The organism is Sphingobacterium mizutaii (assembly GCF_900187125.1).
Lineage (GTDB): Bacteria > Bacteroidota > Bacteroidia > Sphingobacteriales > Sphingobacteriaceae > Sphingobacterium > Sphingobacterium mizutaii.
Genome location: NZ_LT906468.1, coordinates 2518154 through 2540015, shown reverse-complemented (window position 1 = coordinate 2540015; position 21862 = coordinate 2518154). Strand labels below are relative to the sequence as shown.

The 21862-nt window shown below is 40.0% G+C and carries 17 protein-coding genes and 1 tRNA gene; 10 read left to right on the top strand and 8 right to left on the bottom strand.

Annotation, left to right across the window (positions count from 1 at the left end):
• Window positions 1–89: 89 nt before the first annotated feature.
• The 3 genes from CKW03_RS10960 (at window position 90) to CKW03_RS10950 (ending at window position 2517) form a co-directional block, all read left to right on the top strand.
• Window positions 90–1049, top strand: coding sequence for an aldo/keto reductase (locus CKW03_RS10960; protein ID WP_093096738.1), 960 nt, complete (start codon window positions 90–92; stop codon window positions 1047–1049).
• A gap of 30 nt (window positions 1050–1079) precedes the next feature.
• Window positions 1080–1550, top strand: a complete 471-nt coding sequence (locus CKW03_RS10955) for a Dps family protein (RefSeq protein WP_093096735.1) — start codon at window positions 1080–1082, stop codon at window positions 1548–1550.
• A gap of 148 nt (window positions 1551–1698) precedes the next feature.
• Window positions 1699–2517, top strand: a complete 819-nt coding sequence (locus CKW03_RS10950; RefSeq protein WP_093096732.1) for a ZIP family metal transporter — start codon at window positions 1699–1701, stop codon at window positions 2515–2517.
• A gap of 1056 nt (window positions 2518–3573) precedes the next feature.
• On the opposite strand, the gene CKW03_RS10945 is transcribed toward CKW03_RS10950, so the two are convergent.
• From CKW03_RS10945 to gyrA, 3 genes are read right to left on the bottom strand one after another with little or no spacing between them, the layout of a single operon-like run.
• A complete protein-coding gene (locus CKW03_RS10945; RefSeq protein WP_093096729.1) occupies window positions 3574–4749 on the bottom strand; it encodes a tetratricopeptide repeat protein in 1176 nt (391 codons plus the stop codon).
• A 17-nt stretch (window positions 4750–4766) separates the two neighbouring features.
• Window positions 4767–5879, bottom strand: coding sequence for a tetratricopeptide repeat protein (locus CKW03_RS10940; protein ID WP_169918997.1), 1113 nt, complete (start codon window positions 5877–5879; stop codon window positions 4767–4769).
• A complete protein-coding gene (gene gyrA, locus CKW03_RS10935; RefSeq protein WP_093096723.1) occupies window positions 5863–8427 on the bottom strand; it encodes a DNA gyrase subunit A in 2565 nt (854 codons plus the stop codon). The genes CKW03_RS10940 and gyrA overlap by 17 nt, the downstream gene beginning before the upstream one ends.
• A 341-nt stretch (window positions 8428–8768) precedes the next feature.
• On the opposite strand from gyrA, the gene serC reads away from it, so the two are divergent.
• The 4 genes from serC (at window position 8769) to lysA (ending at window position 13390) form a co-directional block, all read left to right on the top strand.
• Window positions 8769–9836, top strand: coding sequence for a 3-phosphoserine/phosphohydroxythreonine transaminase (gene serC, locus CKW03_RS10930; RefSeq protein WP_093096720.1), 1068 nt, complete (start codon window positions 8769–8771; stop codon window positions 9834–9836).
• A gap of 5 nt (window positions 9837–9841) precedes the next feature.
• A complete protein-coding gene (locus CKW03_RS10925; RefSeq protein ID WP_093096717.1) occupies window positions 9842–10789 on the top strand; it encodes a D-2-hydroxyacid dehydrogenase in 948 nt (315 codons plus the stop codon).
• Between the two features lie 115 nt (window positions 10790–10904).
• Window positions 10905–12218 (top strand): aspartate kinase, encoded by a 1314-nt coding sequence (locus CKW03_RS10920; RefSeq protein ID WP_093096714.1) that lies wholly within the window; start codon window positions 10905–10907, stop codon window positions 12216–12218.
• Window positions 12219–12223: 5 nt separating this feature from the next.
• Entirely contained in the window at window positions 12224–13390 is a 1167-nt protein-coding gene (lysA, locus tag CKW03_RS10915; protein WP_093096711.1) for a diaminopimelate decarboxylase, read from the top strand.
• Between the two features lie 279 nt (window positions 13391–13669).
• On the opposite strand, the gene clpB is transcribed toward lysA, so the two are convergent.
• Entirely contained in the window at window positions 13670–16270 is a 2601-nt protein-coding gene (gene clpB / locus CKW03_RS10910; RefSeq protein WP_093096708.1) for an ATP-dependent chaperone ClpB, read from the bottom strand.
• A 245-nt stretch (window positions 16271–16515) separates the two neighbouring features.
• Between clpB and CKW03_RS10905 the strand changes: the two genes are divergently transcribed.
• Window positions 16516–16588: transfer RNA gene (locus tag CKW03_RS10905), tRNA-Thr, on the top strand.
• Between the two features lie 46 nt (window positions 16589–16634).
• Here the strand turns inward: CKW03_RS10905 and CKW03_RS10900 are convergent.
• Both CKW03_RS10900 and CKW03_RS10895 read right to left on the bottom strand, forming a co-directional pair.
• Window positions 16635–16871 (bottom strand): hypothetical protein, encoded by a 237-nt coding sequence (locus CKW03_RS10900; RefSeq protein ID WP_093096705.1) that lies wholly within the window; start codon window positions 16869–16871, stop codon window positions 16635–16637.
• Between the two features lie 2 nt (window positions 16872–16873).
• Window positions 16874–17722, bottom strand: a complete 849-nt coding sequence (locus tag CKW03_RS10895) for a universal stress protein (RefSeq protein ID WP_093096702.1) — start codon at window positions 17720–17722, stop codon at window positions 16874–16876.
• A 200-nt stretch (window positions 17723–17922) separates the two neighbouring features.
• Here CKW03_RS10895 and CKW03_RS10890 point away from each other — a divergent pair, with 200 nt between their 5' ends.
• Together CKW03_RS10890 and CKW03_RS10885 are read left to right on the top strand one after the other, a co-directional pair.
• The gene (locus tag CKW03_RS10890) at window positions 17923–18531 is read left to right on the top strand and encodes an RNA polymerase sigma factor (protein WP_236736462.1); all 609 of its coding nucleotides are present in this window, start codon (window positions 17923–17925) and stop codon (window positions 18529–18531) included.
• A 12-nt stretch (window positions 18532–18543) separates the two neighbouring features.
• Entirely contained in the window at window positions 18544–19917 is a 1374-nt protein-coding gene (locus CKW03_RS10885) for a hypothetical protein (protein WP_093096697.1), read from the top strand.
• Window position 19918: 1 nt separating this feature from the next.
• On the opposite strand, the gene CKW03_RS10880 is transcribed toward CKW03_RS10885, so the two are convergent.
• Together CKW03_RS10880 and CKW03_RS10875 are read right to left on the bottom strand one after the other, a co-directional pair.
• Entirely contained in the window at window positions 19919–20530 is a 612-nt protein-coding gene (locus CKW03_RS10880; RefSeq protein ID WP_093096694.1) for an HAD family hydrolase, read from the bottom strand.
• Between the two features lie 87 nt (window positions 20531–20617).
• Window positions 20618–21808 (bottom strand): proline dehydrogenase family protein, encoded by a 1191-nt coding sequence (locus tag CKW03_RS10875; RefSeq protein ID WP_093096691.1) that lies wholly within the window; start codon window positions 21806–21808, stop codon window positions 20618–20620.
• Window positions 21809–21862 lie beyond the last annotated feature (54 nt).

The following is a 21862-nucleotide window of genomic DNA, read 5'->3' as shown; positions in this document are numbered from 1 at the left end:
TCGACTTTTTTATGACAATAAACTCCCTGAAATCGGCCTTAATCACCTGAAAAATGGCTATATTGTTAATGTTAAAATAAAACGGAAAAATGGAGAAATCAGTACAATTGGCCCATTCAGATCTGAATATCGTACCGATTATTTTCGGTGGTAATGTCTTTGGATGGACTTTGGATGAGAAGCAATCCTTTGAAATCCTGGACGGTTTTCTGGACCTGGGATTTGATGCCATCGATACGGCAAACAACTACTCGCATTGGGTACCGGGAAATGTCGGAGGCGAGTCGGAAACCATCATCGGAAATTGGTCAAAAGAAAGAAAAAATAGAGATAAAATCGTTTTGATGACTAAAGTGGGTGGACGCTTTAGTTACGACAGTAAGAAAAACACCTCAGCTTCTTATATCAAAGAACAAGTAGAGCTGTCCTTAAAAAGGCTTCAGACGGATTATATTGATTTATATCAGACGCATTATGATGATACCACAACGCCTGTGGAGGAAACATTAAGGGCTTACGATGATTTGGTAAAAGAAGGAAAGGTAAGGTACATCGGCGCTTCCAATATTTCAACGGACCGCTTGGTAGAGAGTTTGGACACTTCTTCTAAGCTTTCTTTACCCCAATATATTTCCCTACAACCAGAGTATAATCTATATGATCGGGAAAAATATGAACATGAATATGAAGCAACCGTGAAGGAGTATGGGTTAGCTGTGATTCCTTATTATTCCTTAGCCAGTGGCTTTTTGTCCGGCAAGTACTTGACCGACGATGATTTTTCTAAGTCAGCAAGGGGAGAGGGTATTGAAAAACGCTATTGGAATGAACGTGGTAAAAGAATTGTCGCGGCACTGAATGAGGTAGCCTCTGCTTACAGAACATCAGCTTCTTCCGTGGCTTTAGCTTGGTTATTGGCGCAGCCTAGCATTACTGCACCGATAGCAAGTGCTACAAAAGATGCACATCTACAGAGTTTTGTTGCTGCATTGCAATTGAGGCTAGGAGAAGAAGCGATAGAAAAACTAAATGACGCAAGTCGCTATTAATAATAAAAATTAAACATAAAATTTAAAGCTATGAAAACTGATATCGGAATAAAAGAAAATGACACAAAAGTAGTTGCAGGATTATTAAACAAACTCTTGTCAGATGAAAACGTGCTGTATACCAAAGTAAGGAATGCACATTGGAATGTCGAAGGTCCAGATTTCCATGCGCAACATGTTTTCTTTGAAGAGCTGTACACGGAATTGGCAGAAATAATCGACGAGGTTGCAGAACGTGTTCGAGCTATCGGACATTATGCCGTAGGGACCATGAAGGAATTCTTGGAACTTACCCAACTGACGGAAATGAAGTATAAAAAGAATGATAGTCAAGGGCTTATATCTGAATTGTTGAATGATTACGAGAGCTTGATTATCTCCTTAAGAGAAGATATTAAATTAGCAGAGGAGCATAATGATGCTGGTACAGAAGATTTTCTGGTTGGTCTTTTGGAGAAACATGAGAAAAATGCTTGGATGTTGAGATCGCATTTAAGATAAGCAGATTAAAATATCGCTGGATCAAGGAGATCCGGATTAGAAATTTTCAGGAAGCACCAAATTTGGTGCTTCTTGTTTTATTATCGTTATTTTTTAGATTTCTTGTTTAGAATAGTTAATTTCAAAAAATTATTTTCCGCTGGATCAAATGATAGACGAATTAGTAGAATTTCTTGGAAAACAGGATGCTGTTGTTGCTGCATTATTTGCTGGATTGTTCACTTGGGGTGTAACTGCCGTAGGAGCCGCCGGCGTATTTCTTTTTAAGGGGGTCAATAAAAAGTTGCTGAATGGCATGCTCGGTTTTACGGGTGGAGTCATGATTGCAGCTAGTTTTTGGTCATTATTGGCACCAGCCATTGAAATGAGTTCCGGAGAAGGGTTTAGCAAGGTCATGCCATCGGCAATTGGCTTTATCCTTGGTGCGCTTTTTATCTTTGGCTTGGATAAATTAATGCCCCACTTACACCTTAATTTCTTAAAAACAGAAGGTCCGAAATCTTCTTTGCATCGAACTACCTTATTGACCATAGCGATTGCCCTGCATAATATTCCCGAGGGATTGGCCGTAGGGGTATTATTTGGAGGTGCTGCCTCAGGGATCCCTGAAGCTAGTATCACCGGCGCTGTATTATTGGCCATGGGTATCGGTTTGCAGAACTTTCCTGAAGGTATTGCCGTTTCCATGCCCCTACGTAGAATGGGACTATCAAGATGGAAGAGCTTTCAATACGGACAGCTTTCTGCTGTAGTAGAGCCCGTATTCGCCGTTCTTGGCGCATTTGCTGTAGGATTCTTTATGCCCATCCTTCCTTATGCACTTTCTTTCGCAGCAGGAGCCATGATATTCGTGGTTATCGAAGAAGTCATCCCTGAAACCCAACAAGAAGAACACTCCGATATCCCAATCCTAGGATTTGTGTTGGGATTTGTGGTGATGATGGTATTGGATGTGGCTTTGGGGTAGGGAAGACATAAGACTGTGTTACGCTTTGTAGGGCTTATTGCATAAGCCCGTTACATTATTTTGTTTGTATTGGCGTACTTTACATGACCTTCGCTTTTCACCCCTGCGTCTTTCTGAGAAGGAAAAATTTGAGCTAAATTTATCGGAAGGTGATGACAGCATGTTGGCAATGAAAATCTATTAACTCTTTTATTTTTTAAATATAGAACCCCTTTTGGGGTTCCATTATTTTAGCAGGCATGGCACGTTAGCCTAGAAGTCGCGCAAAAACGATGTTCGATTAATCGAACATCGTTTTTGCATTACCCCTATATTGTTCAACACCATTCATGCTAAAATAATTCATCCCCGCTGGGGATGTTTGGCGGCTAGAAATATCTTCTGGTAAATAACTATGAGTCTAAATGCCTAGAAACACAGATTTAACAAACTTGTCATCGTACGAAGGAAGAATCTCGGAACCGTACAAAATTTTAAATAGATGCATTGGCGTACAGGTCCTTTACCTTCGGTAAAGAATGACAGCACATGTGGTAGTAGAACCGTACAGATTCTTCACGAATTGTTCAGAATCGCTCTTTAGCGCATTTCCAATTCTGAACGAAAAGTGAAGAATCTGTACGCAAATGTCCAAATACCTGCTGTCATCCCCATCGAAGATGGAGGACCTGTACGCCAATACAAACAAAATCATAAAGCGGGCGTATGCGATACGCCCATACCGTAATATAGTCAAATATAGTCCATGAAGCCACGTTTTTGCCAAAATCTTGGTCCATCCTCTCATCCCATTCATCCTGGTTCAAATGTCAGCGGGCGTATGCGATACGCCCCTACCGTAATATAGTCAAATATAGTCCAAGAAGCCACGTTTATGCCAAAATCTTGGTCCATCCTCTCATCCCATTAATCCTGGTTCATATCCTGATCTTGGTCCATCCTCGCATCCCATCAATCCTGGTTCAACTCTTAAATACCAGCATCTCAACCCATCCTTTCATCCACAAAAAAAGGGATGACCACTGGTCATCCCTTTTTCTTTATTTTTTCCTAAGCTTAGTTTAGGGCTTCGATTTTAGCTTGTAATTCAGCAGATTTTGCTTCGTCGTTCATAAAATCGTAGTAGTTTTTAAGGTTTCTTAAAGCGTCTACGTTTTTAGCGTCTAGCTCAACAGCTTTTTCCAAGTAAGGAACCGCTCTAGCGATTTTACCTTTGATAGCTTCTACTTTTTTGTTGTATTCAGCAGCTGGAACTGATTTGTCTTCGTTCAACTTCATCAATTCATCACGGCCACCGTTCATAATAACTACTGCAGCGTTTGTGTTCGCTTCAAGGTAGTTAGGATCGATCTCGATTGCTTTTTGGTAAGAAGCCAATGCTTTTTCAGCATCGCCAGAAGCACCATAAGCAAGACCTAGGTAGTAGTGAAGGCTTTTGTTTTGTGGGTCTTTAGCTACTTGAGACTCGATATCAGATACAATCTTAGCTTCATTTCCAGTGATTAGGTTCAATTCGATGTTTTGAACAACGGCATCATTATCATTAGGATAAGCAGCTACAGCTTCAGCAGCAGCAGCGATCGCTGATGTAGTATCACCTTTTTGAAGGTAAAGTTTAGGAAGGTCAACCATGATTGTTTTATGGCTTGAATATTCCTTAACTGGAACTAGCTCTTTGTATTTTTCGATTGCTTTGTCGTATTCCTTGTTTTGTACCGCCGCTAAACCAGAGTAGAAGGTAAGGGTAGTATCACCAGGAAGATAAACTAAAGCATCGCTAAAGTCTGAATAAGCTGTTTTAAAATCTTGTTTGTCCCAAGCTGCAACACCTTGGTTGAATTTGTACTGACCTAAAGTTTGACCAGCAACAGCGATGTTTTCAGCGTGTTTTTTGTCTTTATCAAGTTCAGTAGCCTTTTTGATGGCATCTTGCGCTTTAGTAGCGTCTTCAGCACTCTTGTCCAAGCTAGCTAAGTTTGAGTAAACTAAGGCATAATATGTCCATGCTTCTGGATCATCTTTCGTTTTGTCGTGTACAACTGCAGCATCGATTGCTTCTTTCGCAGCAGTAAGGTTTGATTTACCTAATTCAGCAGAACCTGCTCCTTTAAGTTCTTCAAACTTTACAATTGCAGCTTTTGCTTTTTTCACATTGCCCGACTGTGCAAAAAGGGCAGTGGAACTGGTTGCAAAAAGCAATCCTACAAATAATATCGATTTTCTTAAATTCATATCTATTTATTGTTTGTTTAATTCGTAAGTTGGTTTAACAATAGATTCACTCGATCTAATTGAGTTTCATCTTCGGTCTTTTGATAGAATAAAGCTAAGGATTTCAAAGCATTTATTTCATAAGGCTTAATCTCATTTGCTTTTAACAAATAATTTTGGGCATTATACTGTGCTTCTTGATTCTCGGCATCCTTTAAGAATGCATTCAAATTGATCAGGCCCAATGCAAGATTAGACTCATAATTATTTGGATCCAGTTCAAGGACCTTTTCATAGTAAGTCTTTGCTATCTCTAAATTATTGGCATTTTCATTTGCATAACCTGCCAGGTAATTTAACTCTATGTTTTCTGGCTCTAGCTTGATTGCCTGTTCGATTATCGGAACGATAGCGTCATAGGCCTTGCTTTTCGCATATTTATCGATCAACAAGAACAATATAGCTTTGTCTTCAGCATATTTGGTCCTTCCTTCTTCCAAGGTTGAAAGCGCTTTTTGCTTTTCGTCCAATTGGTCGTAAAGATTTGCCAATTCGATATACTGGTTAGGCGTCATATTGCCAGATTCATGGATCTTGCCATAATATTTGATCGCTTCTTCCGGTTTACCGGCCTTGCTCGCCAATAAAGCTAGATTGTAGGTTACATCGCCACTTTTAGCATCCAAAGCATCCACTTTGCTGAAATCGGCAAAGGCTTCATCAAACTTTTTGTTCTCTAGAGATTTATTAGCGCGGTAGATCAATGCAGCAGCCAAGTTTTGGTTGACATAGCTGATTTCACCTGAATAGCCAGACCTATCTTTCTTATCGATCCTATCCATCGTTTGATAGGTCAGATCGATAGGGTCGGCATTCAACTTGATGGTCCTTGTAGAATCTGCATAAGCAATTGAACTCAATACCATAGCTCTTAAGACATTTACGCGGGTTTTGGAAGAGTCGCGTCTGGTCTTGTAGATATTGTCGATTTGTTTCCTGGCATTATCAAGGTTTGCGATGTTACCAGTTTGGGTGTATAATGCAAAGGCATTGCTGGCTTCTTTATAAGCAGACTGTCCAAAAGCACTATTGGCACCCAATAGTAATATTGCTCCTAAAGCACTTGAAATATATCTATTCTTGTTCTTCATTCTCCGTGTTAGCTGAATCATTGTCTGTTGGGTTTTCTGCTCCTTCAGCACCTTCAACGTCTAATTCCTCTTCTTCCTCTTGTCTTTCAACTTTGGTAACTGATGCAATTTCGTCGTTGTCTTTCAAAGTGATCAATTTCACACCTTGGGTAGCACGACCCATTACACGTAAGCTTTCAACTCCGATACGGATTACAATTCCAGATTTATTGATGATCATTAAGTCGTTCTCATCCGTAACGCCTTTAATAGCCACCAATTCACCAGTTTTGTCCGTGACATTAATGGTTTTTACACCTTTACCACCACGATTGGTAATTCTATAATCGTCGATATCGGTACGTTTACCGTATCCTTTTTCAGAAACTACCAATACGGTTGTTTCCTGATTATTAACACTAATCATGCCAACTACCTCATCATTTTCGTGCGCTAAGGTAATACCACGAACACCGGTAGCAGTTCTACCCATTGGTCTTACAGTTGATTCGTTGAATCGGATTGCACGACCTGAGCGAAGTGCCATTACGATTTCGCTGGTACCATTGGTCAATGTTGCTTCCAATAATTGATCGCCATCATTGATGTTGATCGCATTGATACCATTTGCTCTCGGTCTTGAATACGCTTCCAGCGAAGTTTTCTTGATGGTACCTTTCTTAGTACACATGATGATAAAGTTGTTCTCAAGGTATTCTTGATCTTTAAGGTTAGTTACCTTAATATAAGCCTTGATCTTTTCATCTTTTGGTATGTTGATGATATTCTGAAGTGCACGGCCTTTCGAAGTACGGCTACCTTCAGGAATCTCAAATGCTCTTAGCCAGAAACATCTTCCAGCTTCAGTAAATAACAATAGATAGTTATGTGCAGAAGCAGTGATGATATGTTCGGTAAAGTCTTCATCGCGGGTAGTCGAGCCAATAGCTCCTTTACCACCACGACCTTGAACACGGTACTCAGTAAGTGGAGTACGTTTTACATAACTGTTATGAGAAATCGTGATTACCACCTCTTCATCATCGATGAAATCTTCCATACGGAGATCTTCTGCAGAGTGGACGATATGAGAACGTCTTTCATCGCCATATTTCTCTTTCACTTCCATTAATTCATCTTTGATGATCTTGAAACGAAGGGTTTCATCGGCAAGTACTTCTTTCAAGTATTCGATGGTTTTCATCAACTCAGCATATTCTTCTTTGATCTTGTCGCGTTCCAGTCCTGTCAACCTTCTTAGGGTCATGTCCAAAATAGCTCTTGCTTGGATATCAGAAAGCGCAAAACGCTCCATCAAACCAACACGGGCATCTTCTGGGGTATCTGAATTACGGATCAATTTGATTACCTCATCTAGGTGATCTAGGGCGATCAGGTAACCTTCTAAGATATGGGCTCTTTTTTCAGCTTCAGCTAATTCAAACTTAGTTCTACGGATTACCACATCATGTCTATGTTCTACGAACTCGTGGATCATATCCTTCAAGTTCAACATTTGTGGTCTACCTTTAACTAAGGCAATGTTGTTTACCGAAAAAGAGGTTTGCAAAGCGGTATGCTTATATAGGTTGTTCAAAACCACATTGGCATTCGCATCACGTTTTATTTCATAGATAACGCGGATATCCTTAGAGGATTCATCCCTGATTTCCGAGATACCTTCGATTTTCTTTTCTTGAACCAAATCGGCTGTTCTTTTGATCATGTCCGATTTGTTGACTTGGTAAGGGATTTCAGTTACTATAATGATCTCTTTACCAGTCTTGGTGGTTTCGATCTCTGCTTTAGCACGCATAACGATACGGCCACGGCCAGTTTCGAAAGCTTCTTTAACCCCATTGTATCCATAGATCAAACCTCCGGTAGGGAAGTCAGGACCTTTGACATGGGTCATCAATTCCGAGATTTCGATATCTCTATTGTCGATATAGGCAATGGTACCATCGATAACTTCGCTTAAGTTGTGCGGAGCCATGTTGGTTGCCATACCTACGGCGATACCAGATGCGCCATTGACAAGAAGGTTTGGGATTCGGGTAGGAAGAACGGTAGGTTCTTCAAGGGAGTCGTCAAAGTTTAATTGAAAATCAACGGTGTCTTTGTTAATGTCCGCCAACATTTCTTCGGTAATCTTCCTTAAGCGAGCCTCTGTATAACGCATCGCTGCTGGTGGGTCACCGTCAATCGAACCGTAGTTACCCTGTCCATCGACTAGGGGATACCGCATGGACCAGTTTTGGGCCATACGCACCATGGTATCATAAACGGATGAGTCACCGTGTGGGTGGTACTTACCGAGTACATCTCCAACAATACGAGCAGATTTTTTATAAGGTTTACCACTCGTTACCCCAAGGTCTAGCATACCATACAATACACGGCGGTGTACTGGTTTCAGACCATCACGAGCATCAGGCAATGCACGCGAAACGATTACCGACATCGAATAGTCGATGTAGGCAGATTTCATTTGGTCTTCGATATTGATGGGGATGATCCTGTTTTCGGCAGGAACTAAATTGTTTTCGTTTTCTGTTTCTTCAGCCATTATATTTTGGTTTCAATCAATATAATAAGTGTTATATCTATAAAAGACACGTAACAGGCGAAGATACACAAATTTTTAGGTTTTTGGTACGGATTTCATCATTAAAGATATCCACAATCAAGGGTGTTTGTTAATATTTTTTATGAAGTAATATGTTTAAACACGCACTTTCCTTCAATAAGAGAATGATAGCAAATGTCTTTTTAATTTAAGATATTTTAAACAAATGTGGATTTTGTTTTAAAAATTTTTAAAAATATTTTACCTTTGGGCATTCAAATTAAGGTCAAACGATTGTTTAATCGTTAACCTCCTAATTTTTAACAAATTATACAAGTCTAATGAAACATAATTTCGGTGCAGGCCCATGTATTTTACCAAAAGAGGTTTTTGAAGAAGCTTCAAGAGCGGTAATAGATTTTAATGGTACAGGTTTATCAATCTTGGAAATTTCGCACCGTTCCAAAGAGTTTGAGGAAGTAGTAATTGAGACTGAGAAATTGGTCCGTGAACTATTAGAAGTACCAGCTGGATACTCCATTTTATTCCTTCAAGGTGGTGCTAGCCAGCAATTTGCCATGGTTCCGATGAACCTATTGCCTGAAAATGGGAAGGCTTCTTACTTGGATACCGGTGTTTGGGCAACGAAAGCTGCCAAAGAAGCTAAAAAGGTAGGACAAGTTGAGATTGTTGCTTCATCGAGTGACAAAAATTACACATATATTCCAAAGGATTTTGTGGTTCCATCGGATGCTGCATATTTCCATTACACTTCAAATAATACCATCTACGGAACTGAAGTATTTGAAAAACCTAACACTTCCGTTACGACCGTAGTGGATATGTCATCAGATATTTTGAGTAGAACGATCAATGTGTCTGAATTTGGTTTGATCTATGCTGGTGCCCAGAAAAATATGGGTCCTGCAGGGGTTACCCTAGTGATCATCAAAGATGATCTGTTTGCTAAGTCTGGACGTACCATTCCTACGATCTTTGATTATGAAGCGCATGCAAAAGCTGGTTCTATGTACAATACACCGCCAGTATTCTCCATCTATGTATCGATGTTGAACCTTCGTTGGTTGAAAGCTAAAGGTGGAATTTCGGTTATTGAACAAGAGAATATCATCAAGGCACGTACTTTATACGATGAGATTGACCGCAACCCATTCTTCAAAGGAACCGCAGCCGTGGAAGATCGCTCTAGAATGAACGTTACTTTCGTGATGGATACCCCTGAATTAGAAGCTGAATTCTTGGCATTAGCTAAAGAGCGCAACTTGATCGGTATCAAAGGTCACCGTTCAGTAGGTGGATTTAGAGCATCAATCTATAATGCATTGAGCATTAGCTCTATCAATGCATTAGTGGATACGATGAGAGAGTTTGAAGAAAAGAAGAAATAATTACTATGAAAATTTTAGCTAACGATGGGATTGATCCTATCGGTAAAAAAATATTAGAGGATGCGGGCTTTGTAGTGGATACAAACCATATTCCTCAAGATGAATTGATAAATAGATTGAACGAATACGATGCAGTTACGGTACGTAGTGCAACGAAATTACGTCAACCCTTGATCGATGCTTGCCCAAATATCAAGGTTATTGGTAGGGGTGGAGTCGGCATGGATAATATTGATGTGGACTATGCACGCTCAAAAGGTATCGCTGTAGTCAATACGCCTGCGGCTTCTTCACATTCAGTTGCTGAATTGGTTTTCGCGCATCTATTGAATGGGGTTAGATTCTTGTATGATTCTAACCGTAAGATGCCTGTAGAAGGAAACAGTAATTTTGCTGGATTGAAAAAAGCCTATGCTGCAGGTTCTGAATTGAAAGGAAAAGTATTAGGCGTAGTTGGATTTGGTCGTATCGGTCGCGAGACAGCTAAGATCGGATTAGGTTTGGGAATGACAGTTATCTATTCAGATCTATTTGAAGGACCAAATTCTTTGACTTTAGACTTCGCTGGAGATGTTAGTGTGAATGTTCCTGTAGAGCAAGTGAACATTGATACTATCTTCCAAAAATCAGACTTTATTTCTCTTCACGTTCCTTTTACAGATAAGCCTGTAATCGGTAAAGAAGAATTTGCATTATTGAAAGATGGTGTAGGTTTGGTAAATGCTTCCAGAGGAGGTGTTATTGAAGAGCTAGCTTTGGTAGAAGCATTGAATTCTGGAAAAGTAGGTTTTGCTGCTTTGGACGTGTTTGATAATGAGCCAACTCCAAGAGCAGAGATTTTGAATCATCCAAGGATTTCATTGACTCCTCATATTGGTGCTGCTACCAATGAGGCGCAAGAACGAATCGGAGAAGAGCTTGCCCAGTTATTGATCGATAACTTGAAGAAGTAGTTCTTCCGCATAAAATTATATGCGGCACAAAAGCTTTTATTTGCATTTGTGCCGCTTTTTTTTGTTAAAAGACTTATATTCACACCCTCGTAAAATAAATAGTTTAAAAATAGATATGAAAATTCTAAAATTCGGTGGAACATCCGTAGGGAGTGCTGAACGTATCCAGAGTTTATTGGATATCGTTAATCCCGCAGAGCGTCAGATTGTGGTGCTTTCAGCAGTGGCTGGAACGACAAATGCATTGGTAGAAATCTCTAAAGCTTACTTGAATGGTAAGAAGGACGAGGCCAAGGAATTGATCAAGGAACACAAGAACAAGTACGAAGCTTTAATCAAGGAACTCTTCAGCACTGAGAACGGATATAAGCAGGGTAAGGAATTGATAGATTATCATTTTAACTTAATTGCGTCTTTGTCGAACGATTTATTCACTCCAACGGAAGAAAAGATCATCTTAGCGCAAGGAGAATTGATGTCCACTACTTTATGGCATCTGTACCTGAGTGAAAAAGGTATTAAATCGGTATTGCTTCCGGCTCTTGATTTTATGAAAATCGATGAGGACAATGAGCCTATGGTTCCTTTTATTAAGGAAAAATTGGAAGCGATCTTGGCTGATTATCCAGATAATAGTTTGTTTATCACACAAGGATATATCTGTAGAAATTCATTTGGCGAAATAGACAATTTACGTCGTGGTGGTTCGGATTATACGGCATCCTTGATCGGTGCCGCTATCCAAGCGGATGAAATCCAGATCTGGACTGATATTGATGGTATGCATAACAATGATCCAAGGATTGTAAAAGGCACAACGCCGATTGCCGAGTTGAGCTTTGATGAGGCTGCAGAGTTAGCTTATTTTGGTGCTAAGATCTTGCACCCACAGAGTGTATTCCCAGCACAGCGATACAATGTACCGGTTCGTTTGTTGAATACCTTGGATCCGAAAGCTTTTGGAACCTTAATTTCTAAAAATGGTGGACAAAAGGGATCGATCCGTGCTGTTGCAGCAAAAGATGATATTACCGCAATCCATATTCATTCTTCCAGAATGTTGTTGGCTTATGGTTTCCTAAGGAAAATCTTTGAAATTTTTGAGCGCTATAAAACGCCGATCGATATGATTACTACTTCGGAAGTGGCGGTATCTTTGACCATTGATGAGACCAAAAATTTGGAGGATATCATCCGCGAGGTTGAAGATTTCGGAAAAGTTAGTGTAGATAGAAACCAAACGATCATTTGTGTGGTTGGAGATTTTGGCGCAAATACCCATGGCTATGCTGCTCGTGTATTGGATGCAGTGAAGCATTTGCCATTGCGTATGGTTTCCTATGGTGGTTCAGACTATAATGTCTCCATCTTATTGGATTCTGAGCACAAAGTAGAAGCATTGAGGTCGTTACATAATAGAATTTTTTAAAGAGAATGAACATTAATCAAATTGATTTAGGACGTTTAAAAGAATATGAAACTCCGTTTTATTACTATGACCTGGACTTGTTGAATGAGACATTGGACAAGGCTAAGGCTGCAGCTGATAAAAGAGGATTCCATGTTCATTATGCGCTAAAAGCAAATTTTAATGATAGGATTTTGGGTTTGATCCAATCGAAAGGCTTTGGTGCTGATTGTGTAAGTGGAAATGAGGTTCAAAAATCAATTGATTCTGGTTTTCCAGCAAATCAGATCACCTTTGCGGGTGTTGGAAAATCTGATAAGGAGATCAATCTGGCCTTAAGCCATAATATTTTCGCTTTTAATGTAGAATCTATCCAGGAGTTATTGGTGATCAATGAATTGGCGGCTAAACAGAACGTGAAAGCTCAAGTTTCATTGCGCATCAATCCGAATGTAGATGCACATACGCACCATTACATTACGACTGGTTTAGATGAAAATAAATTTGGAGTGCCCAATTCGGAGTTGGAGAAAGCTGCTTCAGTCCTTAGGGAATGTGACCACCTGGATTTATTGGGCTTGCATTTCCATGTTGGCTCGCAAATCACGGATATCAATGTTTTCAAAAGCCTTTGTGTGAAGGTCAATGAGTGGAAGAATTGGTTTGAGGAACGCGGAACCATGATCAAGGTATTGAACGTTGGTGGTGGCTTAGGTGTTGATTACCATGAACCCGATGCACATCCTTTTGCAGACTTTGAGGCTTATTTTGATGTTTTCGACAAGTTCTTGGAAAGAACTCCGCAGCAGGAAGTGCATTTTGAGTTAGGGCGTGCCCTAGTGGCTCAATCCGGAACATTGGTGAGTAGGGTACTTTATACCAAAAGTGGCGTAAAGAAAAACTTCCTGATCCTAGATGCCGGTATGACTGAATTAATGCGTCCAGCATTATACCAAGCCTTCCATAAAATTGAAAAATTAGGCAGCAACAATAACAGTACTGAAAAATTGAACTATGATGTGGTTGGACCAATCTGTGAGAGCTCGGATTGTTTCGGAAAAGAAGTGACCCTTCCTGTATCCGAACGCGGCGATCTAATCGCAATCCGTACCGCAGGTGCCTATGGAGAAGTTATGGCTTCGAAATATAACCTTAGAGATGAAATTAGGTTTGTGTTTTCGGGAGAGATATGAGATGTGAGATTTGAGATTTGAGATAGAAAGGGTTTTATATATTTAGACATCAGACATCAGACATCAGACAATAGATATAAGACATTTGATGGTTGAATGTTTTTAGTCATTAAACAAGAGATGTAGAAGTGGTGGTAAATTTGATATCTCAATACTCATATCTCATATCTCACATCTAATTTGTAGTACGTTTAATATCTCAATACTCATATCTCACATCTCACATCTAAATAAAAAAAAGAAATCCTGAGCTAAATAAGCTCAGGAGTTCTTTTTTATTTATTCCTGGTCCTTATTGAGGAAGACGAATTTTCCATCAAAGGCGTCGAGTTCGATTACGGAATCTCTGGATATTTTTCCGGAAAGGATCTCTTTGGAGAGTTCGTTCAGGATTCTTTTTTGGATGACACGTTTTAATGGTCTTGCACCATAAACAGGATCGTATCCTAACTGGGCTAACCAATCTAAAGCTTCGTCGGAGGCTGTTAGGAAGATGTTTTGTTCAGCAAGTTGTTTTTCAACTCTGTTAAATTGCATCCTAACGATATCTCCAATTTCAGTTCTGGAAAGCGGAGTAAACATGATCACCTCATCAATACGGTTCAAGAACTCCGGACGGATGGATTTTTGTAATAGATCCAAGACTTCATCCTTGGTTTTTGCAACCACTTCTTCTCTGTTCTCATCATTCAATTTAGAGAAATTTTCTTGGATGATATGAGATCCAGTGTTGGAAGTCATGATAATGATGGTGTTCTTAAAGTTTACCACACGACCCTTATTATCAGTCAAGTGACCATCATCCAATACCTGTAACAGGATATTGAATACATCAGGATGGGCCTTTTCGATTTCGTCTAAGAGTACCACTGAATAAGGTCTACGACGGACAGCTTCTGTTAATTGTCCACCTTCATCATAACCTACGTATCCCGGAGGCGCACCGATCAAACGAGATACGGCATGTCTTTCTTGGTATTCCGACATATCGATTCGGATCATCGCCTGCTCGTCATCAAATAGATATTCAGCCAAGGCTTTTGCCAGTTCGGTTTTACCGACCCCAGTAGTACCTAAGAAAATAAAGGAACCGATTGGGCGCTTAGCGTCACTTAAGCCAGCTCTAGACCTACGGATGGCATCAGCAATAGCTTCAATGGCCTCATCTTGTCCTGCAACGCGCTTATGTAATTCTTCCTCAAGGTTCAATAATTTTTCCCTTTCGGATTGGATCATTTTGCTAACTGGGATACCGGTCCATTTAGAAACGACATCAGCAATATCTTCAGACGTAACTTCTTCTTTCAGCATCCGGCTGCTATCTTGTTTTTCAGAAAGCTCTTTTTTCAAAGCATCCACCTTGTCTTGTGCTTCCTTGATTTTTCCGTATCTTAATTCAGCAACCTTGCCATAATCACCAGCACGTTCAGCTTGTTCAGCTTCCAGTTTGTAGTTTTCTATGTTTTGGGCTTCGGCATTGACTTGGTCTACCAAAGTCTTTTCAGATTGCCATTTTGCTCTTAGGGAGTCCCTTTCATTGGAAAGGTTTGCGATGGTTTCAGAGAGTTCGGAGATTTTCTTCTCGTCTTTCTCCCGTTTGATCGCTTCTCTTTCGATTTCCAATTGCATGATGCGACGTTCAAGTTCATCGACTACTACTGGAACAGAGTCCATTTCAAGCCTTAGTTTCGACGCAGCCTCGTCGACTAGGTCAATGGCCTTGTCTGGTAAGAAACGGTCTGTAATGTACCTTTGTGAAAGTTCTACAGCCGAAATGATGGCCTCATCCAGGATCCTTACTTTATGGTGGGTCTCGTAGCGTTCCTTGATACCGCGAAGGATTGAAATCGCATCTTGGGTATCTGGTTCTTCTACCATTACTTTTTGGAACCTACGCTCCAATGCCTTGTCCTTTTCGAAATACTTTTGGTATTCGTTCAAGGTAGTAGCACCGATTGTTCTCAGTTCACCACGAGCTAGGGCAGGTTTTAGGATATTGGCAGCGTCCATTGCGCCTTCACCACCACCAGCACCAACTAGGGTATGGATTTCATCAATGAATAGGATGATTTCACCATCGCTGTCTGATACTTCCTTAACCACAGCTTTTAAGCGTTCTTCGAATTCACCTTTATATTTTGCTCCGGCAACCAAAGCGCCCATATCCAAGGAGAACACGGTCTTTGTCTTCAGATTCTCAGGGGCATCACCTTTAATGATTCGATATGCAATACCTTCTGCAATGGCTGTTTTACCAACCCCTGGTTCACCTACTAGGATAGGGTTATTCTTTGTTCTACGCGATAGGATCTGCATCACCCGTCTGATTTCCTCATCTCGACCAATGACAGGGTCGAGTTTACCGGATTCAGCGTATTCATTTAAGTTCCTAGCGTATTTGTTCAAGGCATTATAGGTTGCTTCGGCGTTCTGATCCGTTACCCTTGAATTTCCTCTCAATTCTTTGATCGCAGTTTTCAGGTCTTTTTCAGTTACACCTTGATCCTTCAATAGGCTGGATACTTTATCGCCAGATAGCAATAATCCCAATAAGATATGCTCGATGGATACGAATTCATCATTGAATTCTTTCAAGAAGCTTTGTGCTTTCTGTAAAACAGCAGTGGCACTGTTGCTCAGGTATACATTACTTCCGCTTACCTTAGGGTAGGATTCGATTAGTTTATCGACTTCCTGGCTTAAGTAGCTGATATTGACGTTTAATTTCTTGAGTAAATGAGAAATGACATTCTCATCTACCGATAACAAAGCTTTCATGATATGCGCTGGCTCAATCGCTTGTTGCTGATGGCCAGATGCAATTTCGGAAGCTTTTTGTATTGCCTCTTGGGCTTTAATAGTAAAGTTGTTAAAGTTCATATGATAGTTTAGCTATTTGTATTATGAGATTAACAAAAGGAATGCCTACAGTGTTTTTAGTTATTTTGCTGTAATTTTGACAGTTATAAATAATAATACATGTCAAAAAGACATGATGTAATTGAAATTAAGAAAAATAATGCCTTGTAGATCATTTAGTTAGTGTTTTTGTTTAGATGGATGAAATCAAAACGCTTGTAAAAGTGGTCTGAAGTTTACATCTTTGCATCGCTTTCAAGGAAAATGCCTCCTTAGCTCAGCTGGTAGAGCAACTGACTTGTAATCAGTAGGTCATTGGTTCGATTCCGATAGGAGGCTCAAAAAGAGGATATCATTTGATATCCTCTTTTTTGTTTTAATCTTTTTATTTGAGCATCATCGCCTCTTTATGGTTCAGAACCTGTTTGAAGGTTGGTGTACCATTTTGAAATAGTGCTTTATGGTGCGGAGCAGGAATTAAGACCTTTACTTCATATTTTTCTAATGGAATAAAGAAAAGAATGCCATGTTCAACAAAGTTTTCATCTGTTATTTCCGTGTATTTCTCTGCTTTATCGTTGATACGATTTAAAGATTCTAGTTTTTTGATTACCTGCTGCATAATTATTTTTCTTCATGGAAAACCAAAATCGGCACCTTTGAATGCAGAGCAAGGTTGTTGCTAATGCTGCTATTGAATAGCCGATCAAAGAAGCTTCGATTTCTTTTAACGACGCCTAATATATCAATATTGTTTTCAAGGATGTAATTTGCAATGGTATTTTCTATACTTTCAACCTCATCGAGCAGGACATAGTTGATGTTTTCATTCGGGAATTCCTTTTGCCATGCTTCGCTATGCAATAAGACATCCGCTACTTTATCGTTATGCAACACATGCAAGCATTCGATCTTAGCATCTACCGCTTTTGCCATGATCAACATCTCTTTCAGTGCAGATTTGTCCTTTTCACGGAAAAGGGTAGTGAAGACAGTTCGTTTGATGCCTTGGTATTTAGCATGCGGTGGAACCGCAAGCACTGGGTTTTGGATGGACTTGATGACACTCACGGTATTGGTTCCGATCAATTTGGATAGGAAACCTGATTCGCCATGGGTTCCCATTACCACTAAATGGATCTTTTCGCGAGTTACAATGTTTTTTACCACGGAAGCGACGGGGCCTTCTTCAAAGAGAAATACCAATTCCACTTCTTGCATACCTATCTCGGCAGCTATATCACGAAGCTTTTGGGTTTTCTTTTTATAGACTTCGAATTGGTTGAGCTCAATGGTTTGATAGACTTCACCTAATAGTTCCGGTTGGCCGCCATGTGTTGCAGAAAGGACTGGCTCTAAATAGGAGTAAAGCACATAAATCTTGGCATCAATCGATTTGGCTATATGCAATGCATAGAGGAACGCATTATTAGCAATTTCTGAAAAATCTGTAGGAAATAATATGGCTCTCATAGTCGTTAATTTTGTGTTTGTTAAATTTACCAAATAATGGGCAAGGAATTAATGACCTTTATCATTATTTTATACCAACTGTAGCATGAATTTGTTTTATATCGTTATCCTAATATAGAATATTTATAGCAGGATTTGTATGAATAAAGCTTAGCTTCATCTATAGTTTTTTTAATTACAGAAGATTAGAGAAGACATAGGTGGGAATTTTAAGGAAATATCTCAGTAACAGTACAGCATTGAATCTAAGGACAGCTTTGGAGCAATGTGCTATGTCTAATTCTGAGAAGAGTAAATCCTTTCTGTACAAGAAATTCTATGGGTACGTGATGGCGGTCGTGATCCGATATATGAAGCATGAAATGGAGGCTGAGGAGTTGGTCAATGAGTGTTTTGTTAAAGCTTTCAATAAGATCGGGACATTTTCACTGCATGAGGATCCTAATGTTCTGGAAAAGACATTTAAGTCTTGGATTGCAAGGATTGCCGTGAATACTTCGATCGATGCACTCAGGGTGAGAAAGCAAATGTATATGCTAGATGACCTGAGCAGTAGTGATACCATTCATTATTCGGTAGATAATGGCAGCAAGTTGGAATATGAGGATATGCTTTCCTTAATCCAGCAATTGCCAGATATCCAGCGATCGATCTTCAACTTGTATGAGATTGAGGGTTATTCGCACGAGGAGATAGGGAAGGAACTGGGCATTCCAGAAAGTACGTCCAGGACTTATTTGACAAGAGCGAAACAGAAGTTGCGCAAATTGTATTTGAGTCAAATTGATTTAGAAAATATTAAATCCTGATTCGTTTAGATAATGGAAGAGAAGAATAAAAAAGATATTGTCGAACAGATCGTCGAAAAGATGAAATCCATGGAGGAACTTCCGTATAAGGAAGGCGCATGGGAGAATTTTCAGAGTCGATACGGCGGGGCCCCGATAAAAAGGAACAAACCTTATTATTGGGCTGCTAGCGCTGCGGCAATTTTATTGTTAGGAGTTGCAACGGTTAAGTACTGGCCGGATAATAATCCTGCTGATCTCAATAACCAAATGGCTTCAAGTCAAGAAGCAACTATGGATAATAGATCGACCCCGCAGGATAATAATGGGCTACAAGAAGGTTTGAGCAGTCAAGATGTTGGAGTGAATCCATTGCAAGGCAGTGAAATTGCTGGTACTGATGGATGGAATGCCTCTGCAAATGGAACTAATCTTATCGCCCAGGCGCAAGTTCAGGATGCCCATGATGAAGTGAGGGGCTATCAAGATTTGGGGTTGGTTTCTAATTATGCTAATCAAGGAGTTTACCCATCGACCGTACAGATTCCTAATTCATTGCATGCCTATAACTTATCAGATAAGAGAGCAAAGATTGATCTTGAGGACGATAAACTAGGTTTTAGGGAAAATAACATCAATACCGAATTGGCATACCAGGCTCAAGAAGCGAAGAAAGGTGCTGAGCCAACCATAAAAAACAGGAATTTTAATTTTAGGGAGCGATTTGATCTAGGGCTTTTCGTTTCTCCAAATTCAACCAATGAGCGGTTCAACTTTGGAGGTGGAGTCTTATTAGCTTATAACATCAATAAGAATGTGAGCGTAAGGACTGGATTGGCTTACAACCGGTACGATGCATCCCAAATGAAAGACCCTGTAGCGAATTCAGAGACTCCTGTTGTAGCGAGTAAAGAAGCCTTGCAGAAAATTACAGCAAATGGACTTACCCAGAATTTTGCGAGCAGCAATGCGATTATTCTGCCGAACGTAAATGCGATTTCTGGAAATGTGCAGGCCTTGGAAGTTCCATTGGATGTACGTGTGAAGTCTAAATCAGGTTATTACGCCTCCACAGGTATAACCTATGCTGCTGTATTCAACCAAAATAGGTATGCGCATTATGTGGAGAATGCCAATACTGAATTGTTTGGTAATGGACTCCCAGAAAGTGAGGCGGAAGTGAAGACTGCCGTGAAGCAGGTTTCCAGAGCCATCAAGACTGAGGATGAAAACGTGAGTAGCAATGGTTTTGGCGGTTTTGTGAACTTCTCCATTGGAAAAGAAATGAAGATGAACAAAAACATCAATCTATCGGTTGAGCCTTATTTCAAAATGCCAGTTGGTAGCTTTAAAAGAGCAGATATGAACTATACCAATGGTGGTATCAGGATCATCACGAACTTTTAATTTACATCTGGTCTATTCGGACCCAAGCCATGCCGGCAGAAATTGCTCCTTGAACTCCAGGGTCGCCATCTTCGAATACCAAGCAGTCGATTGGATCGACATTTAAGTGTTCTGCAGCCAATAAAAATGGTTGAGGAGAGGGTTTTCCTTCAGGTGTATCACCTGCACAGACCAATGTTTCATATTTGCCCACGACCTTAATGACATCAAGTGTAATATTTAAGGTAGAGCGGCTCCCACCTGATACAATCCCAATTTTTCTTGATTCTGCGAAATCATATAAAATCTGTCTTACAAAATCTACGGGTTGGGTTTTTTGGATGAACTGTTCTATAAAGATTGCGGATTTTCTCTTTGCAAATTCAAATCGGTCCAAAGGTACTTGATAACGGGAAGAAATCTCGTCTGCCACAGCCACTGTTGGCCATCCAGCAGTTTCATCGATCAAATCTGGATTTAAAACAATGCCATGTTCCTTGGCAGTTTCCACATACGCTGCTTTATGGGCTTGCATATTATCTGCTAAAGTTCCATCAACATCAAAAAGTAAAGCTTTGAAAGGGGCGGCAATTTCTTTTAGTTTAAGGTATTTCTGATAATTTTCTTCCGTCATCTCGCAAAAATAAGAAAGTCTCCAAGATTTGGAGACTTTCAAGATCATTTTCTGGTCATACCTGTAGTGTTAGGTATGTTGTTAATCTTATTTTTCAGATTTACGGCGTTTCAGCTCTTTCATGATTAAGCTCAGCTCGCGTCCAGTCTGTCCACCTACAGAGGTGTTTTCTTGAGCACGGCGGAACAAGTAAGGCATTACTGATTTTACTGGTCCGTAAGGCATGTACTTAGCCACATTATAACCTGCAGCTGCCAAGTTGAAAGAAAGGTTGTCCGACATCCCTAGAAGCTGTGCAAAGAACACATTAGGAAGATTGTGTGGGATATTTCTTTTTTCCAATTCATTGGTCAACAATCTGCAGCTTTCCTCATTGTGGGTACCAGCCATCAATCCAACGGTATCAATGTTGTCAAGACAAAAATCTACAGCGGCATTGTAATCTGTATCAGATGCTTTTTTGTTTGGCTGAATAGGAGAAGGGTAATTGTTTTCTTTGGCCCTTTCTCTTTCAATTTCCATGTATGCACCACGTACGAGTTTTGCACCAAGGTGGAAACCTTGAGTTTTAGCATAGGCAAAATCAGCTTTGATGGAAGCTAATTTGTCATGACGGTACATTTGATAGGTGTTATATACAATTGGGCTTTCCGAATTGTATTTTTCCATCATTTCTCTAGCAATATCATCGATAGTGTCCTGGATCCAGGAGTGTTCAGCATCGATAAGCACACGGATGTTATTATCATAACAAGCTTTGCAGATCCGGTCACATCTCTCCAACATGCGGTTGTATTCCGCTTGTTCTTCAGGGGAAAGAGATTCTTTAGCATCGATTTTGGCCAAAAGGTCAAATCTTCCCAAACCGGTAGGTTTGAAAACACAGAAGGAGATCAACGGGTTTGCTTTTGCAGCTTCTACGGTCCTAAGGATTTCAGCGCAGCAAGCATCGAAGCTTTCTTCCGAATCTTCGCCTTCCACAGAGTAGTCAAGGATGGTAGTCACATGACCTTTACCTAGGTCTTGGATTGCAGTTTGGCAATCTTGGATACTTTCTCCTCCACAGAACTGTTTGTAGATGGTGTTTTTGATAATGCCTTGAATCGGTAATCCGATATTCAACGAAAAGTTTGTAATTGGTGTCCCTATCTTAATTAGGGTATTGCTCGCGACCATTTTAAATAACCAATACGCTTTGTTAAGGTCTTTGTCGCTTTTGCCTTGAAAGGCAATTTCGGTGTTGTTAAAGTCAAGCTTTAAGGGTGAAGCTATGTCCATATTACTTTAATTTGATGTTGGTAAAATTAGGCTTTTTTTATGAATTAAAAACAT

Excerpts from the sequence above, each read along its gene's own strand:
- gyrA (WP_093096723.1), bottom strand. The coding sequence starts at position 8,427 with ATGGCTGAAGAAACAGAAAACGAAAACAATTTAGTTCCTGCCGAAAAC.
- CKW03_RS10940 (WP_169918997.1), bottom strand. The coding sequence starts at position 5,879 with ATGAAGAACAAGAATAGATATATTTCAAGTGCTTTAGGAGCAATATTA.
- serC (WP_093096720.1), top strand. The coding sequence starts at position 8,769 with ATGAAACATAATTTCGGTGCAGGCCCATGTATTTTACCAAAAGAGGTT.
- CKW03_RS10920 (WP_093096714.1), top strand. The coding sequence starts at position 10,905 with ATGAAAATTCTAAAATTCGGTGGAACATCCGTAGGGAGTGCTGAACGT.
- CKW03_RS10875 (WP_093096691.1), bottom strand. The coding sequence starts at position 21,808 with ATGGACATAGCTTCACCCTTAAAGCTTGACTTTAACAACACCGAAATT.
- CKW03_RS10950 (WP_093096732.1), top strand. The coding sequence starts at position 1,699 with ATGATAGACGAATTAGTAGAATTTCTTGGAAAACAGGATGCTGTTGTT.
- CKW03_RS10900 (WP_093096705.1), bottom strand. The coding sequence starts at position 16,871 with ATGCAGCAGGTAATCAAAAAACTAGAATCTTTAAATCGTATCAACGAT.
- lysA (WP_093096711.1), top strand. The coding sequence starts at position 12,224 with ATGAACATTAATCAAATTGATTTAGGACGTTTAAAAGAATATGAAACT.
- CKW03_RS10955 (WP_093096735.1), top strand. The coding sequence starts at position 1,080 with ATGAAAACTGATATCGGAATAAAAGAAAATGACACAAAAGTAGTTGCA.
- CKW03_RS10885 (WP_093096697.1), top strand. The coding sequence starts at position 18,544 with ATGGAAGAGAAGAATAAAAAAGATATTGTCGAACAGATCGTCGAAAAG.
- CKW03_RS10960 (WP_093096738.1), top strand. The coding sequence starts at position 90 with ATGGAGAAATCAGTACAATTGGCCCATTCAGATCTGAATATCGTACCG.
- CKW03_RS10945 (WP_093096729.1), bottom strand. The coding sequence starts at position 4,749 with ATGAATTTAAGAAAATCGATATTATTTGTAGGATTGCTTTTTGCAACC.
- CKW03_RS10880 (WP_093096694.1), bottom strand. The coding sequence starts at position 20,530 with ATGACGGAAGAAAATTATCAGAAATACCTTAAACTAAAAGAAATTGCC.
- CKW03_RS10895 (WP_093096702.1), bottom strand. The coding sequence starts at position 17,722 with ATGAGAGCCATATTATTTCCTACAGATTTTTCAGAAATTGCTAATAAT.
- clpB (WP_093096708.1), bottom strand. The coding sequence starts at position 16,270 with ATGAACTTTAACAACTTTACTATTAAAGCCCAAGAGGCAATACAAAAA.
- CKW03_RS10925 (WP_093096717.1), top strand. The coding sequence starts at position 9,842 with ATGAAAATTTTAGCTAACGATGGGATTGATCCTATCGGTAAAAAAATA.